26 protein-coding genes are annotated in these 14,384 nt (G+C 42.3%); 25 read left to right on the forward strand and 1 reads right to left on the reverse strand.

Features of this window, described 5'->3' with window-relative positions; translation table 11 throughout:
* The first annotated feature begins 27 nt into the window (after window positions 1–27).
* The 5 genes from DEO27_RS29800 (at window position 28) to DEO27_RS29820 (ending at window position 4,023) form a co-directional block, all read left to right on the forward strand.
* On the forward strand, window positions 28–1,308 hold the full coding sequence (locus tag DEO27_RS29800; RefSeq protein ID WP_149301890.1) for a hypothetical protein: 1,281 nt from the start codon (window positions 28–30) through the stop codon (window positions 1,306–1,308).
* Window positions 1,309–1,389: 81 nt separating this feature from the next.
* Complete coding sequence (locus DEO27_RS29805; protein WP_112574520.1) at window positions 1,390–2,265, forward strand: hypothetical protein; 876 nt, start codon at window positions 1,390–1,392, stop codon at window positions 2,263–2,265.
* Between the two features lie 193 nt (window positions 2,266–2,458).
* Entirely contained in the window at window positions 2,459–3,445 is a 987-nt protein-coding gene (locus DEO27_RS29810) for a phosphotransferase (protein WP_112574519.1), read from the forward strand.
* 34 nt (window positions 3,446–3,479) lie between these two features.
* Window positions 3,480–3,710 (forward strand): hypothetical protein, encoded by a 231-nt coding sequence (locus tag DEO27_RS29815; RefSeq protein WP_112574518.1) that lies wholly within the window; start codon window positions 3,480–3,482, stop codon window positions 3,708–3,710.
* Entirely contained in the window at window positions 3,700–4,023 is a 324-nt protein-coding gene (locus DEO27_RS29820; RefSeq protein ID WP_112574517.1) for a type II toxin-antitoxin system RelE/ParE family toxin, read from the forward strand. The genes DEO27_RS29815 and DEO27_RS29820 overlap by 11 nt, the downstream gene beginning before the upstream one ends.
* 153 nt (window positions 4,024–4,176) lie before the next feature.
* Here DEO27_RS29820 and DEO27_RS29825 read toward each other — a convergent pair whose 3' ends face one another.
* On the reverse strand, window positions 4,177–4,812 hold the full coding sequence (locus DEO27_RS29825; protein ID WP_112574516.1) for an energy transducer TonB: 636 nt from the start codon (window positions 4,810–4,812) through the stop codon (window positions 4,177–4,179).
* 366 nt (window positions 4,813–5,178) lie between these two features.
* Here DEO27_RS29825 and rplC point away from each other — a divergent pair, with 366 nt between their 5' ends.
* The 20 genes from rplC to rplO all read left to right on the forward strand — a co-directional run bounded on the left by rplC (window position 5,179) and on the right by rplO (window position 14,383).
* Window positions 5,179–5,796, forward strand: coding sequence for a 50S ribosomal protein L3 (gene rplC / locus DEO27_RS29830; RefSeq protein WP_112574561.1), 618 nt, complete (start codon window positions 5,179–5,181; stop codon window positions 5,794–5,796).
* A gap of 1 nt (window position 5,797) precedes the next feature.
* Window positions 5,798–6,430 carry a 50S ribosomal protein L4 gene (gene rplD, locus DEO27_RS29835; protein ID WP_112574515.1) on the forward strand — a complete coding sequence of 211 codons (633 nt, stop codon included), beginning with the start codon at window positions 5,798–5,800 and terminating at the stop codon, window positions 6,428–6,430.
* A 2-nt stretch (window positions 6,431–6,432) separates the two neighbouring features.
* Window positions 6,433–6,723 carry a 50S ribosomal protein L23 gene (rplW, locus tag DEO27_RS29840; protein ID WP_090529282.1) on the forward strand — a complete coding sequence of 97 codons (291 nt, stop codon included), beginning with the start codon at window positions 6,433–6,435 and terminating at the stop codon, window positions 6,721–6,723.
* A gap of 7 nt (window positions 6,724–6,730) precedes the next feature.
* Window positions 6,731–7,558 (forward strand): 50S ribosomal protein L2, encoded by an 828-nt coding sequence (gene rplB / locus DEO27_RS29845; protein ID WP_112574514.1) that lies wholly within the window; start codon window positions 6,731–6,733, stop codon window positions 7,556–7,558.
* Window positions 7,558–7,824 (forward strand): 30S ribosomal protein S19, encoded by a 267-nt coding sequence (rpsS, locus tag DEO27_RS29850; RefSeq protein ID WP_022832979.1) that lies wholly within the window; start codon window positions 7,558–7,560, stop codon window positions 7,822–7,824. The genes rplB and rpsS overlap by 1 nt, the downstream gene beginning before the upstream one ends.
* A gap of 6 nt (window positions 7,825–7,830) precedes the next feature.
* Entirely contained in the window at window positions 7,831–8,259 is a 429-nt protein-coding gene (rplV, locus tag DEO27_RS29855; RefSeq protein WP_112574513.1) for a 50S ribosomal protein L22, read from the forward strand.
* A 6-nt stretch (window positions 8,260–8,265) separates the two neighbouring features.
* The gene (rpsC, locus tag DEO27_RS29860; protein ID WP_112574512.1) at window positions 8,266–9,132 is read left to right on the forward strand and encodes a 30S ribosomal protein S3; all 867 of its coding nucleotides are present in this window, start codon (window positions 8,266–8,268) and stop codon (window positions 9,130–9,132) included.
* A gap of 50 nt (window positions 9,133–9,182) precedes the next feature.
* Window positions 9,183–9,605, forward strand: coding sequence for a 50S ribosomal protein L16 (gene rplP / locus DEO27_RS29865; protein ID WP_090529269.1), 423 nt, complete (start codon window positions 9,183–9,185; stop codon window positions 9,603–9,605).
* A 124-nt stretch (window positions 9,606–9,729) separates the two neighbouring features.
* On the forward strand, window positions 9,730–9,939 hold the full coding sequence (rpmC, locus tag DEO27_RS29870) for a 50S ribosomal protein L29 (RefSeq protein WP_090529266.1): 210 nt from the start codon (window positions 9,730–9,732) through the stop codon (window positions 9,937–9,939).
* 20 nt (window positions 9,940–9,959) lie between these two features.
* Window positions 9,960–10,214: a 30S ribosomal protein S17 gene (rpsQ, locus tag DEO27_RS29875; protein ID WP_090529263.1), complete on the forward strand. Its 255-nt coding sequence runs from the start codon at window positions 9,960–9,962 to the stop codon at window positions 10,212–10,214.
* 1 nt (window position 10,215) lies between these two features.
* Window positions 10,216–10,584 (forward strand): 50S ribosomal protein L14, encoded by a 369-nt coding sequence (gene rplN, locus DEO27_RS29880; protein ID WP_090529260.1) that lies wholly within the window; start codon window positions 10,216–10,218, stop codon window positions 10,582–10,584.
* A gap of 1 nt (window position 10,585) precedes the next feature.
* The gene (gene rplX / locus DEO27_RS29885; protein WP_112574511.1) at window positions 10,586–10,915 is read left to right on the forward strand and encodes a 50S ribosomal protein L24; all 330 of its coding nucleotides are present in this window, start codon (window positions 10,586–10,588) and stop codon (window positions 10,913–10,915) included.
* On the forward strand, window positions 10,915–11,478 hold the full coding sequence (gene rplE, locus DEO27_RS29890) for a 50S ribosomal protein L5 (protein ID WP_112574510.1): 564 nt from the start codon (window positions 10,915–10,917) through the stop codon (window positions 11,476–11,478). The genes rplX and rplE overlap by 1 nt, the downstream gene beginning before the upstream one ends.
* Complete coding sequence (rpsN, locus tag DEO27_RS29895; protein WP_090529250.1) at window positions 11,471–11,740, forward strand: 30S ribosomal protein S14; 270 nt, start codon at window positions 11,471–11,473, stop codon at window positions 11,738–11,740. The genes rplE and rpsN overlap by 8 nt, the downstream gene beginning before the upstream one ends.
* A gap of 145 nt (window positions 11,741–11,885) precedes the next feature.
* Window positions 11,886–12,284 carry a 30S ribosomal protein S8 gene (gene rpsH / locus DEO27_RS29900; protein WP_091215977.1) on the forward strand — a complete coding sequence of 133 codons (399 nt, stop codon included), beginning with the start codon at window positions 11,886–11,888 and terminating at the stop codon, window positions 12,282–12,284.
* Window positions 12,285–12,301: 17 nt separating this feature from the next.
* Window positions 12,302–12,859, forward strand: coding sequence for a 50S ribosomal protein L6 (gene rplF, locus DEO27_RS29905; RefSeq protein ID WP_091215980.1), 558 nt, complete (start codon window positions 12,302–12,304; stop codon window positions 12,857–12,859).
* 5 nt (window positions 12,860–12,864) lie between these two features.
* Window positions 12,865–13,215 (forward strand): 50S ribosomal protein L18, encoded by a 351-nt coding sequence (gene rplR, locus DEO27_RS29910; RefSeq protein ID WP_112574509.1) that lies wholly within the window; start codon window positions 12,865–12,867, stop codon window positions 13,213–13,215.
* Window positions 13,216–13,227: 12 nt separating this feature from the next.
* Window positions 13,228–13,746, forward strand: a complete 519-nt coding sequence (gene rpsE, locus DEO27_RS29915; RefSeq protein ID WP_090529238.1) for a 30S ribosomal protein S5 — start codon at window positions 13,228–13,230, stop codon at window positions 13,744–13,746.
* A 6-nt stretch (window positions 13,747–13,752) separates the two neighbouring features.
* Window positions 13,753–13,932 (forward strand): 50S ribosomal protein L30, encoded by a 180-nt coding sequence (gene rpmD / locus DEO27_RS29920; protein ID WP_022833274.1) that lies wholly within the window; start codon window positions 13,753–13,755, stop codon window positions 13,930–13,932.
* Window positions 13,933–13,936: 4 nt separating this feature from the next.
* On the forward strand, window positions 13,937–14,383 hold the full coding sequence (rplO, locus tag DEO27_RS29925; protein WP_112574508.1) for a 50S ribosomal protein L15: 447 nt from the start codon (window positions 13,937–13,939) through the stop codon (window positions 14,381–14,383).
* Window position 14,384 lies beyond the last annotated feature (1 nt).

Below are 14,384 nucleotides of genomic sequence, written 5' to 3' on the forward strand. Positions count from 1 at the left end.
TCGGGCTTACCTGCAGTTTTAAAACAAATGAATGCCACCGCCGGGAATGCTCCTGAAAAGGAAAAGGCGCTAATTGCGGTGATGAACCAGCGCTACCCGGAGGCTGGTACCAAAGCCAGCGATAACGAAGCCTATGCCCAGGGCATGAAAAAACTGATGCAGACTTACCAAGCCGATGCTGATATTAAAATGCTATACATTGATGCTGTAATGCTTATTCATCCCTGGGATTTTTGGGCACCCGATGGTACCGACAAACCGTGGACGTCTGAATTGGTTACGCTGTGCAGAGGCGTTTTGACTACCAATCCGGATCACCCCGCGGCGCTGCATTATTATATCCACCTGACCGAGGCTTCCCGTAACCCCGGTGTCGCGCTGGCCAATGCGGGCGCTTTAAAAAAGCTGTTCCCCGGCATAGGGCACATGGTACATATGTCCAGCCATGTATACCAGCGTAATGGCTTGTATTTTCAGGGGGTAGATGCCAATGAAAAAGCTGCCAAATGCATTGTTGTGTATTCGGACATGGAGAAAAACTTAAGGCTTACAAAAATCAACTCGCACTTTTACGCGGTTGAAACGCTTTGCGCCTTTAACGGCGCCATGTACGGGCGTGGGATGGAAGCTGCACAACGCTGCCGTAATGCGGTAAAACCTTCGGCAGGGGATACTTACGCGCAATATCTTTATATGATGCCCGTGATTACCATGGTGCGCCTTGGCAAATGGCACGAGTTGCTGAACGATAGCATCGGCCCCAACACCCAATGGGCCTATGCCCGTGTGCTGTACCATTTTTCGCGTGGATTGGCTTTTCTTTATACCGGCAAGCAGGATTCGGCAGTTGCACAGTTGGCATTATTGCGCAGCCGGTTGGATGAACCATCTTTGAAACAGCGGCACATCCCTTTTAATACTGCTTTAGATGGCGCAACCGTTGCCGAAAATATACTGGATGGTGCCATTTTGCTTGGCCGTAATAAGTTTGATGACGGTATGGCCGCGTTTAAAAAAGCAATCGCGGTTGAGGATAACATGATCTACTCTGAACCTGCCGAATGGCCACTTCCGGCACGGCAGTTTATGGGAGCTTATCTCCTCAAAACAGATTACAACCCACAGGCCGAACAGGTTTACCGCGAAGACCTGGAACGTAACCCGGGCAACGGCTGGTCGATGCTGGGGATGTACCAAAGTTTAAAAGCGCAAAACCGCACAGATAAGTTATCCTACTACAAGGCCGGCTTTACCCGCTCGTTTTCGCATGCCGATGAGGCACCTACAAGTTCGGTGGTTACCAACTGATAAAATGAGGCTGCTGAAAGGCGGTTGTTAAAAGTGCTTAATATGATATATTAGCTTTGTGAATTAACAGCACGCCTTGTCATGAACCAAATTGTTAGCCGGATTAAATTTTTATTTATTCCTTTTTTACCTATAGCAGTACTGGCTATAAGTACTTACTCATTTTTATTCTGGTTAATATGTGTCAGGCTCAAAATCCTCAACCTCAGGGATGATATTGGCAGTCCGATGGTGCTTATGCTCGTGTTTGTTTTAGCATTGCTCCTGCCTCGTTTTAAGCGCTTTAGTAATACAAGACCAGCTTTAATGTCAAGCTTGTTTATGGCCTGGGGAGCTATGGTTGCGCCGTGTATCCCCATTCAAAGTTATATTAAGGCTGTAACTGCAAAGCTCATAGTACTTGACCATGTAAGCCAGTTTAATGACTATCCACCTGATTATTATTATCAGCTAAAGAATTTTTATATCGATAAGCAGTTTACCCGTTTTAAAACAACGGTTAAGGTTAGCGGTAAGCGTCATGATTATCTCGCTATTAATATTTTCGCGGTGACTCCGCTTTTTGACAATAGCGGGGCAGCAGGGATTGCGCATACCGAAAAGTCAGGAATAGCCTGGCTGGGGGCCGAATACCCTGCGGTTATAGACAACAAGTTGCCGCAGCCTGAAAAAGATGAACAATATAGGGCAGCAATTGAGGGGGGCAAGCAGAGTTTACAAAATAAAAATCTTTATGATTTTAAATACCTTGTCAGGCTTGAGCCGGCTGAGAGCGAAAACTACATCGCGGCGGTGCGTTCAAAGGATAGTTTAAATGACGTACAACCTGTGATCTTTTTACCAACCGATATTTCGCTTGACGATGTCAGAAAGGACAAACTGTTTTCAGTGTTTTTGGCATTTGGGTTGGGCAGCTTAGTATTTTTGATAGCGCTCATTATAACACCTAAAAAATAGATAGGGTTAAGTTTCACCAGGTAAATAAAACTTATTTAAAAGCGGGTTTGCGTATCACCGTTCCTTACTTTATACAGGGTTAACGCAAAATCTATCAATAAATTTCGCTAAAAAAAATATACTTCAAAAAGCTGTTTTAAGTAAAAACGGGCATTTACATTTGGTAGATAAACCTCATTTATCCCTACATTTTATGATTCCGGAAAGCAAAAAAGCAGCCGTTACTAACGCCTTGCAAGTAACTTTTGGCGTGCCCGAATTTGATGATCTTCATGAGCTTACCGCGGGGCTCTCCTCGGCGCTGGTGTTTAAAATGACGGTGCTCGGAAAGCCATATTTGCTTCGTATCATTACCCGCACCGATGCCATGGCCGATCCGGCAAATGAGTATGCCTGTATGAAAGCGGCGGCCGATGTCGGGATTGCGCCTCATGTTTGGCATACCGATGTGAATGACAGGATTGCAATTACGGATTTTATCGAAGTCAAACCTTTTGAGCTTGACGAAGCCAAGGTGAAAATCCCCGCTTTGCTCAGGAAACTGCACGCGTTACCGCCCTTCCCGTTCCGGATGGATTATATTGATAAAATAGGGGAGTTTATGGAGAAATTTCAGGCGGCCGAAATAATGCCTGCGGATATGACCACAGGCATTTTTGATCTTTATAAAAAAATCAAAGACATATACCCTCGAAACGCTGAAGACCTGGTAGCCTGCCACAACGATCTCAAACCCGAAAATACATTGTTTGATGGCGAAAGGGCATGGCTGGTTGATTGGGAAGCCGCCTTTTTGAACGACCGTTATGTTGACCTGGCCATTGCCGCCAACTTCGTAGTCAGGAGTGATGAAGATGAGGCCGATTTTTTAAAAGCGTATTTTGGTGAAGAGGCTAATGAGTATCAGCAGGCCCGCTTTTTTTTGATGAGGCAGTTACTGCATCTGTTTTACTTCATTGTGTTTATGCTGTTGGGTAAAACGCAGGGCCGGATAATTGATTTTAACATGCCCAAAACCGGTTTCAGGGAGTTTCATGACCGGATCTGGGCAGGAGAGATCAGTCTGGCAAATATGGACGCCAGGCTGCAGTATGCTCTTGTGCACAAGGAGCAGTTATTACGCAACATGCAGTTGAAACGGCTTCAGGATTCGTTGGAGTTGGTGTGGTTGCACAAATAAAGCAATTGTTATTATAAATGTTTAAATTTGAATTATGACAACGCTTACAATCGAAATATCTGAAAAGGCAGGGAAAACGCTGGCCGAACTGGTTGAGCAGTTGGGAGGGAAGGTTATTTCTGTAAAAGAAAGCAAAAAATCCAATAAAGAAGCGAAAAAAAAGCAGTTGTTGGATGATCTGGAAGAGTCGGTGAACTTTGTGAAGTTGCATCAGCAGGGTAAGGTTGATGCAAAAACGATACAGGAATTACTTGATGAACTTTAAGATCCTGCCAACCCCGCCATTTGTTCGTGAATTAAAAAAGCTTGCAAAAAAGCATCTTTCTTTAAAGGATGATCTTAGGCTTTTGGTAGCTGAGTTGGCTGCAAACCCTAATTATGGAACTCCTTTAGGAAATAATTGTTATAAAATTCGTCTCGCTATCAGTTCTAAGAATAAAGGAAAATCTGGTGGTGCAAGAATAATTACATACGTTCGTGTTGTTAATGAAACCGTGTATTTGTTATCGATATACGACAAATCTGAATTAGATAATATTAGTGACAACGATCTAACAAGCCGGATAAAAGATCTGTGAGTTTATCCTGTTAAATAGCCTTCCGCTGCCGCTCGGCTCCAGCCAAGTGGCCCCTATTTTAACGGCCTCTGGCCGAAGTACTTTTGCAGACCAGAGCCCTGGGGATATATAGATCACTTTTTGTTTAAGCATTGGCAGATGCAGATAGGCAGTTTAAAGCTTCATTTTTAAGAGGTAGATTTCATTTTTGCCCGCGATCTTAAACTTCTCGTTATTATCGTAATTATAAAAAGGTTCGGCAATCTCTACGTCGGTACTTTGAAAGCTTTTGCCAAGTACCGTTTGTGCTTCTTCCAGGGTATAAAGCTGATGGTTTATCTCAAATATAAAACCATAGGCAGACTTTTGCAGATCTTTAAAAGTAACCTTGCCGGCTGGTATACTAAAGTGTATAGGTACCGAATACTGCACACGAACAAATCGGCCGTCTTGGATACCCGGTTTCCATCGGGGACTTCTCTCTAAAACAGTAGCTGCCTCGGCTTCACAGCCTGCACCTATACAATTTATTGGAGTAACATTGGTTACGCGCCCTATACTATCAACTACAAATGTTACCACTACGCTACCATTAATGCCTATCAGGCGTGCGATATCAGGATATTTTAGATTTCTGCTGATGTAATTGGCAAAGGCCGGCAAGCCGCCTGGAAATTCAGGGACTTGCTCAACACTGGTAAAAACACCTGTGCTTCGGGTTTTTTTTACGGTATCGGTATTCATGCTTGTACCGGCAAATGCAAAATGGCACATAAACATGATGATCACTACTAAGTAATAAGGTTTCATGCTGTAAAGATAAACAGTGTTTTCTAAATTAGATAATGCCGGTGATAGCCCATGATAATTGCCCGCAAATTCCACCAGATCTTAAAAAATTTCCCCAGCCCCTCGTCAGTTTTACGCCGCGAACCCGGCAGTGCTGATGCAACCGCTTCAAAACCGACCTAAAAAGTCAAAAAATTAAAGCGGCTAATGCTTAGCGACATACCTTTCAAACATATGTTAAAACGTGGATGCAAAAATTATAAAAAAATAACTTACTAACTATTTGATAATTAATACAAAGTTTCTATCTTTGCCGTCCCTTTCGGGGGAGAAATATGCCTTGAACGAAGCCCTACTGCTTCGATGGGCACAAAAACAATTAAAAAAATGTCAGGAATTATTGGTAAAAAAGTAGGAATGACCAGCATTTTCGACGAGACAGGGAAGAACATTCCTTGTACAGTAATCGAAGCTGGCCCTTGCGTGGTAACACAAGTTAAGTCTGTGGATGCAGACGGGTACGCTGCTGTTCAGTTAGCGTATGGCGACAAAAAGGAAAAAAACACTTCTGCCCCTTTAAAAGGACACTTCCAGAAAGCCAACACCGCTCCAAAGCGTAAATTGGTTGAATTCAAAACTTTCGAAGATCAAAAATCATTAGGCGACACCGTTACTGTCGAGATTTTTGCTGCGGGAGATTTTGTTGATGTGGTAGGTACCTCAAAAGGTAAAGGTTTTCAGGGTGTGGTAAAACGTCACGGTTTTGGCGGTGTGGGTATGCAAACTCACGGTCAGCACAACCGTTTACGTGCGCCAGGTTCTTTGGGTGCGTCATCATGGCCATCACGTGTATTTAAAGGTATGCGCATGGCAGGTCAAACCGGAAACGCTCGCGTTAAAGTACAAAACCTTGAAGTAGTTAAGGTTTTCGCTGAGCAGAATCTGTTAGTAGTTAAAGGTTCCATCCCCGGAGCTAAGGGTTCATTCGTAATAGTGGATAAATAAGATGGAAGTTAACGTATTAAACGTATCAGGTAAACAAACAGGTGCCAAGGTGCAGCTTCCTGAGTCGATTTTCGGTATTGAGCCAAATGATCACGCTATCTATCTTGATGTTAAGCAATATCTTGCTAACCAACGTCAGGGTACACACAAATCAAAACAGCGTAATGAGATTGCAGGTTCAACCCGCAAGCTATATAAGCAAAAAGGTACAGGCGGTGCCCGTGCCGGTGGTATTAAATCACCATTATTTAACGGTGGTGGCCGTGTATTCGGTCCGCAACCACGCGATTACAGCTTCAAATTAAATAAAAAGCTTAAATCACTGGCCCGTAACTCTGCTTTATCATACAAAGCAAAAGATAACAACATTTTAGTGTTAGAGGATTTTAATTTTGATAGCATCAAAACTAAAAACTACATTAAGTTGGAGGCCGATTTGAATGTTACTAATGATAAAACATTATTAGTAGTAGCAGGCGCTGAAAATAACAATGTGTATTTATCAAGCAGAAACCTGAAAAAAAGCAAAGTAATTTCAGTTGAGCAGCTTAACACTTATGATGTGTTAAACGCTGGTAAACTGTTGCTTACTACAGGTGCTGTTAAAACTTTGGAGGAAGCATTAGTTAAGTAATTATGGAAATTTTAAAACAACCCCTACTTACTGAAAAAGTTACTCAGTTAACTGACAAGCTTAACCGTTATGCTTTCAAAGTTGATCACAGGGCTAACAAAATTCAGATTAAAAGTGCCATTGAGGCAATGTACGGTGTTAACGTTACAGCGGTAAACACCATGAAATACGTCGGCAAACTAAAAACTCGCAATACTAAAGCAGGCGCCGTTCAAGGCCGTTCAGCTACTTACAAGAAGGCGATCATTACGTTGAAGGACGGAGAAGTAATTGATTTTTACAGCAATATATAATTAAGACATGGCAGTAAAGAGATTTAAACCGGTTACCCCGGGCACCCGCTTCAGAGTTGATGTATCTAATTCAGATATCACAACAAACGTTCCTGAAAAATCGTTGGTTGTAGCATCTAACAAAAAATCGGGCGGTCGTAACAACAGCGGTAAAATGACTATGCGCTATTTAGGTGGTGGTCATAAACAAGCATACAGGATCATTGATTTCAAACGTAATAAATTTGACATCCCCGCAAAAGTTGCAACTATCGAGTATGATCCTAACCGTTCATCACGTATAGCATTATTGCATTTTGCTGATGGCGAAAAACGTTATATGATAGCACCGGAAGGCTTAACAGTTGGTACGGTAGTTTTATCTGGCGAGAGCGTTGCTCCTGAGGTTGGTAATACCCTTCCTTTGAAAAGCATCCCGTTAGGTTCTATCATCCACAATATTGAGTTAAACCCAGGTCAGGGCGGTGTTATTGCCCGCAGCGCTGGTACTTACGCTCAACTTTCAGCACGCGATGGTAAATATGCTATCATCAAATTGCCTTCAGGCGAAACCCGTATGATCTTGTCAACTTGCTTGGCAACTATCGGTACCGTTTCAAATGGCGAAAGAGCAAACGCGGTGTTAGGTAAAGCAGGCCGTAACCGTTGGTTAGGCCGCAGGCCAAGGGTACGTGGTGTAGCTATGAACCCGGTAGATCACCCTATGGGTGGTGGTGAAGGCCGTGCCTCAGGTGGTCACCCACGTTCACGTAAAGGTTTATTGGCTAAAGGCTATAAAACTCGTGACAAGAAGAAAACATCGGATCGTTACATCATTGAAAGAAGGAAGAAATAATGGCTCGTTCAATAAAAAAAGGACCTTACATCGATCATAACTTAGATAAGAAAGTTATGGTGCTGAATGATGCAAATAAAAAATCAGTTGTAAAAACATGGTCACGTCGTTCCATGATCTCTCCTGATTTCGTTGGTCATACATTCGCTGTACACAACGGTAACAAGTTTATCCCTGTGTACGTAACAGAAAACATGGTTGGTCACAAGCTGGGAGAGTTTGCACCAACCCGTACATTCCGCGGACACGCAGAAAAGAAAAAATAACAGGCAATGGAAGCAACAACAAAAATTAAAAAGTCTGTACTAATCAGGCAACAAAAAGAAGCTGCTAAAGCTGTGATAGGTGGCGCTTCTGTTGCTAAGTTACAGGACTGCCCAACTTCACCACGTAAAATGCGTTTGGTGGTTGACTTGATCCGCGGTGAAAACGTTGAGAAAGCGTTATACATATTAAAATTTACTAACAAAGAAGCTGCTATTCGTGTAGAGAAACTTTTGTTATCAGCCATCAAAAACTGGGAAGCAAAAAACGAAGGCAAACGTGTTGAAGACAGCAACCTTTTTGTTAAGGAAGTATCTGTAGGCGGTGGCCGTCAGTTAAAAAGGTTACGCCCTGCTCCGCAAGGAAGGGGATACCGTATCCGCAAACGCTCAAACCACGTAACACTTGTTGTGGATAGTAAAAACGAAAACAATTAATTTGAAATGGGACAGAAAGCACATCCAATAGGTAACAGGTTAGGAATCATCAGAGGTTGGGATTCTAACTGGTTCGGTGGTAACAACTACTCCGACAAATTAGTTGAAGACGAAAAAATCCGCAAATACCTTTCAGCTCGTATTGCTAAAGGTGGTGTATCTAAAGTAGTTATTGAGCGTACTTTAAAACGCATTACCGTAACTATCCACACTGCCCGTCCGGGTATTGTGATCGGTAAAGGCGGTCAGGAAGTTGACAAGATCAAAGAAGAGTTGAAAAAACTTACTAAAAAAGAAGTTCAGATCAACATTTTCGAGATTAAACGTCCTGAGCTTGATGCACAATTAGTAGCAGAAGGCATTGCAAAACAATTAGAAGCACGTATCTCTTTCCGTCGTGCCATGAAAACCACAATTGCTGCAACCATGCGTATGGGTGCAGAAGGTATCAAGGTAATGACTTCAGGCCGTTTAGGTGGCGCTGAGATGGCACGTAGCGAGCAATATAAAGAAGGCAGGATTCCTTTGCACACTTTCCGTGCTGACATTGACTACGCATTAGCAGAAGCATTAACTACCTATGGTAAAATAGGTGTTAAAGTTTGGATCTGCAAAGGCGAGGTTTATGGCAAACGCGATCTTTCTCCAAACATTGGCGGTACCAGCAGCGCAAGCGGCAAAGGTGGCAGGCCAGAAGGCGGTGCGCCAGGCTTTGGTGGCCGTGGTAACGAAAGAGGCGGCGAGCGCGGCGGTGAGCGTCGTGGCGACAGGAAACCAGGTGGCGACCGCCGTGGTGGTGGTAACAACAGGCCAGGTGGAAACCGTCCGGGTGGACAAGGTGGAAACCGCCCAGGTGGCCCAGGTAAGAGATAATAATTAAAGTACAAGACAAATATCGAATAACGATATAAAAGCTTAAGAAAATGCTACAGCCAAAAAGAACGAAGTTCAGAAAGATGCAAAAAGGCAGGATGAAAGGTTTAGCCACCCGTGGTGCTGAACTTTCATTCGGATCTTTTGGTGTTAAATCACTCGAAGCGGCATGGATCACCAGCCGTCAGATCGAGGCTGCACGTATCGCTGTAACACGTTTTATGAAACGTGAAGGACAGGTTTGGATCAGGATATTTCCTGACAAACCTGTAACCAAGAAACCTGCAGAGGTACGTATGGGTAAAGGTAAAGGTGCTCCTGAATACTGGGTTGCGGTAGTACGCCCCGGAAGGATCATTTTTGAAGCCGAAGGTGTGCCTTTGGAAGTTGCTAAAGAGGCTTTACGCCTTGCAGCACAGAAATTACCAGTGCAAACTAAATTTATTGTACGTAGGGATTACGTAGAAGCATAAATTGAGGAGTTAGTTGAAAAGTTGTAAAGTTTTAATGTTGTGAAGTTGATGCCGAATTTCACCCATCATTAATAAAACGATACAACGTTTAAACTTGCCAACAGACAACAAATAACAAAGAAAAATGAAGAACTCAGAAATTTTGGGCCTATCAACTGAAGAGATTGTTGCTAAAATCAGCGAGGAAAGGGCTACCCTTACCAAATTGAAATTTGCTCACGCAGTTTCAGCTATTGAGAACCCGTCCCGTATAACCAAAGTACGCAAAGGAATTGCTCAGTTAAATACTGAATTAACAAAACGTAAAGCGGCGGCCGCTTCTGAAAAGAATTAATTTTTTAAACATTAGTAAAAATGGAAAGAAATTTAAGAAAAACACGTACCGGCCTTGTAGTTAGCAATAAGATGGAAAAATCTATTGTTGTGGCCGTTGAGCGTAAGGTGAAACACCCTATCTATGGTAAATTCGTAAAGAAAACTACCAAATTCAAGGCTCATGATGAAAACAATACTTGTGGCGTAGGCGATACAGTATTGATCATGGAAACCCGCCCGCTGAGCAAAACCAAAAACTGGCGATTAGTTGAAATTTTAGAAAGGGCTAAATAAGATGGTACAACAGGAATCAAGATTAACAGTAGCCGACAATAGCGGCGCTAAAGAAGTTTTAGTGATCCGTGTATTGGGTGGTACCGGTAAAAGGTATGCATCAATCGGCGATAAAATTGTGGTTACCGTAAAAAGCGCTTTACCATCAGGTAACGTGAAAAAAGGTACCGTATCAAAAGCCGTAGTTGTGCGCACTAAAAAAGAGATCCGCAGAAAAGACGGTTCATATATCCGTTTCGACGATAACGCAGCTGTGTTGTTAAACAACCAGGACGAGCCAAGAGGTACACGTATCTTTGGCCCTGTTGCAAGGGAACTGCGCGAGAAACAATTTATGAAAATTGTATCATTAGCACCGGAGGTATTGTAACATGGAAAAGAAAGTAAAATTAAAGATCCGTAAAGGCGACCTGGTTAAAGTTATCGCCGGCGATTCAAAAGGATCACAAGGCAAAATCGTTGAGGTTTTGGTAGATAAAAACAGGGCTATTGTTGAAGGTGCCAATATGGTATCTAAACATACTAAACCTAATGCTGCTAACCCTAACGGCGGAATTGTTAAACAAGAAGCTGCTATACATATTTCAAACCTAATGCTGGTTGATCCTAAAACAGGTAATACAACCCGTGTTGGCCGTAAAAAGAACGAAGCCGGCAAATTAGTAAGGGTAGCAAAAAAATCAGGGGAGGAAATTAAGTAATGACTTACGTACCAAGATTAAAATCAAAATACAAGGAAGAAATCCGCACCGCACTGAAAGATAAATTTCAGTACAAAAGCGTAATGCAGGTTCCTAAATTGCAGAAAATTGCCATTAACCAGGGTGTAGGTGGTGCTACTACCGACAAGAAATTGATCGAAAACACCATCACTGAGTTAACTACCATTACTGGTCAGCAGGCAGTATCTTCAAAATCTAAAAAAGATATCTCAAACTTTAAATTGCGTAAAAATATGCCGGTTGGCGTACGTGTTACCCTGCGTGACAACACAATGTATGAGTTTTTGGATCGTTTAATCGCTGTTGCCCTGCCACGTATCCGTGACTTCAAAGGCATCAACGATAAAGGTTTTGACGGAAGAGGCAACTATACATTAGGTATTACTGAGCAAATTATCTTCCCTGAGATAAATATTGATAAAATCAATAAAATCCAAGGTATGGATATTACCTTTGTAACCTCCGCAACAAACGATGTTGAAGCATTGGAGTTGTTGAAACAATTTGGTTTACCATTTAAAAATCAAAATAGCAATGGCTAAAGAAGGTGTAAAAGCACGTGAAGTAAAGCGCGCAAAATTAGTAGCTAAATACGCTGAAAAAAGAGCTGCTTTAAAAGAAGCTGGCGATTACGCTGCTTTAGATAAATTACCAAAAGCATCATCACCGGTAAAATTGCACAACCGTTGCAAATTAACCGGCCGCCCTCGTGGTTATATGCGTCAGTTTGGCATTTCACGTGTTACATTCCGTGAAATGGCTCTTGAAGGCAAGATCCCGGGAGTGAAAAAAGCAAGCTGGTAAGCAGCTAAATATTTAGAGATTAGAGATTTGAGGTTAGTGATTAGGTTCGCTAACCTCTTATCTCTAATCTCTAATCTCATGAATTAACCGATGGAAGGTCGTTAGGGATGTTACCTAAAGGAAACCACCATCATAACACAATAAAATGAATACAGATCCAATCGCAGATTATCTTACAAGAGTAAGGAATGCTATTAAAGCCAACCACCGGGTTGTTGAAATTCCTGCATCAAATCTGAAGAAGGAAATCACTAAGGTGCTTTTCGACAAAGGTTACATTGCAAATTACAAGTTTGAGGAAAACGGTCCTCAGGGCACTATCAAAGTTGCTTTGAAATACCACCCGATAACTAAAATTTCTGCTATCCGCAGCATTTCGCGCATCAGCAAACCAGGTTTGAGGAAATACGCAGGTATGGAAAACATGCCACGTGTACTAAATGGTTTAGGTATCGCCATCCTGTCAACTTCTAAAGGCGTTATGTCTGATAAAGAAGCTCGTCAGCAAAATGTTGGTGGTGAGGTTTTATGCTACGTTTATTAATCGAAGAAATTTAAGCAATGTCAAGAGTAGGAAAAGCACCGATAGCACTGCCACAAGGAGTAACCGTTACAGTTGCAGCAGATAATGTTGTTACTGTAAAAGGTCCTAAAGGTCAGTTGCAACAGGCAATTGATAGCGATATCACTATTGCACAGGAAGACGGTCAGTTACTGGTTCAACGCCCGTCTGATCAAAAACGTCACAAAGCGTTACATGGTTTATACCGCGCGCTTTTAAATAACATGGTAATTGGTGTAACCGAAGGTTACAAAGTAACCCAGGAATTAGTGGGTGTAGGTTACCGTGCTACCAATACAGGCAATACATTAGATTTAGTGTTGGGTTTCTCTCACCACTACGTATTTGAATTGCCACAAGAAATTAAAGTTACAACCACTGCTGATAAGGGTAAAAACCCAACCATCATCCTTGAGTCAATTGACAAACAGTTAATAGGTCAGGTAGCAGCTAAAATCCGTTCATTACGTGCTCCAGAGCCTTACAAAGGTAAAGGTATCAAGTTCCAGGGCGAGATTTTGAGAAGAAAAGCAGGTAAATCAGCATCTAAAAAATAATCGTCATGGGAGCTAAACTATCAAGAAGAGACAGGATTAAAAAAGGCATCAGAAAACGCCTTTCAGGATCGTCAGAGCGTCCTCGCCTGTCAGTATTTAGAAGTAATAAAGGTATTTATGCGCAGATCATTGACGATGTAACCGGTAAAACTTTAGTTTCAGCATCATCTTTATCAAAAGATTTTGCCGCTGAAGGTACAAAATCAGATCAGTCAACAGCTGTAGGTAAATTAGTAGCTTCAAAAGCTATTGCCGCAGGTATTAAAGATGTGGTTTTCGACAGGAACGGTTACCTGTACCATGGCCGTGTTAAGTCATTGGCTGAAGGTGCACGTGAAGGTGGTTTAAACTTTTAATCGAAAAGAGAAATGTCAACAATCAACATAAAAAGAGTAAAAACAAGCGAGATCGAATTAAAAGACCGCTTGGTAAGCATACAGCGTGTTGCCAAAGTAACCAAAGGTGGCCGTACTTTCAGCTTCTCTGCTATCGTAGTAGTAGGTGATGAAAACGGTGTTGTAGGTTACGGTTTAGGTAAAGCTAAAGAGGTAACTGAAGCTATTGCTAAAGGCATTGATGATGCTAAAAAGAACCTGGTAAAAGTTCCAATCATTAACGGAACTGTACCTCATGAGCAAATTGGTAAATTTAGCGGTGGTTTTGTTTTCATTAAACCAGCAGCTAACGGTACCGGTGTAATTGCAGGTGGTGCTATGCGTGCCGTATTAGAGTCGGCAGGTGTACACAACGTATTGGCAAAATCAAAAGGTTCATCAAACCCGCACAACGTGGTAAAAGCAACCGTATCGGCATTAGCCCAGTTACGCGATGCAAATACAGTAGCACAACAGCGCGGTATTAGTTTAGGTAAAGTATTTAACGGATAATCAGTCATGGCTAAGATCAAAATAACACAGATTAAGAGCGTGATCGACAGAACGGAACGCCAGAAAAAAACAATCGAGGCTTTAGGCTTGCGTAAAATTAACCACAGTGTGGAAGTTGAGGCTACACCTGCTATAGTTGGGATGGTTAGGAAAGTGAACCACCTGGTAGCGGTTGAAAATATTTAATATCATGAATTTAAGTAATTTAAAACCTGCAGAAGGTTCAACCAAAAATAGAAAAAGAATTGGCCGTGGTACAGGTTCTGGCCGTGGCGGTACGTCAACCCGTGGCCACAAAGGCGCCGGTTCACGTTCAGGCACCAGCACCAAGGTAGGCTTTGAAGGCGGTCAGATGCCTTTACAGCGCCGTGTGCCTAAGGTAGGCTTTAAAAACCCTAACCGTGTTGAGTACACAGGTGTAAACCTTGACGTACTTCAGGAATTAGTAACAAAATTCTCGCTTACAAGTGTTGATTTTGATACTTTGAAAGAGCACGGTTTAGCATCACGTAACGACCTGGTTAAGATCCTGGGCCGTGGTGAGCTTACTGCCAAATTAGAAGTTAAAGCACATGCATTTACTGCTACAGCTCAAAAAGCTATTGAAGCTGCAGGTGGTACCATAGTTAAGTTATAAT

Source organism: Mucilaginibacter rubeus, assembly GCF_003286415.2.
Taxonomy (GTDB): Bacteria; Bacteroidota; Bacteroidia; order Sphingobacteriales; family Sphingobacteriaceae; genus Mucilaginibacter; species Mucilaginibacter rubeus_A.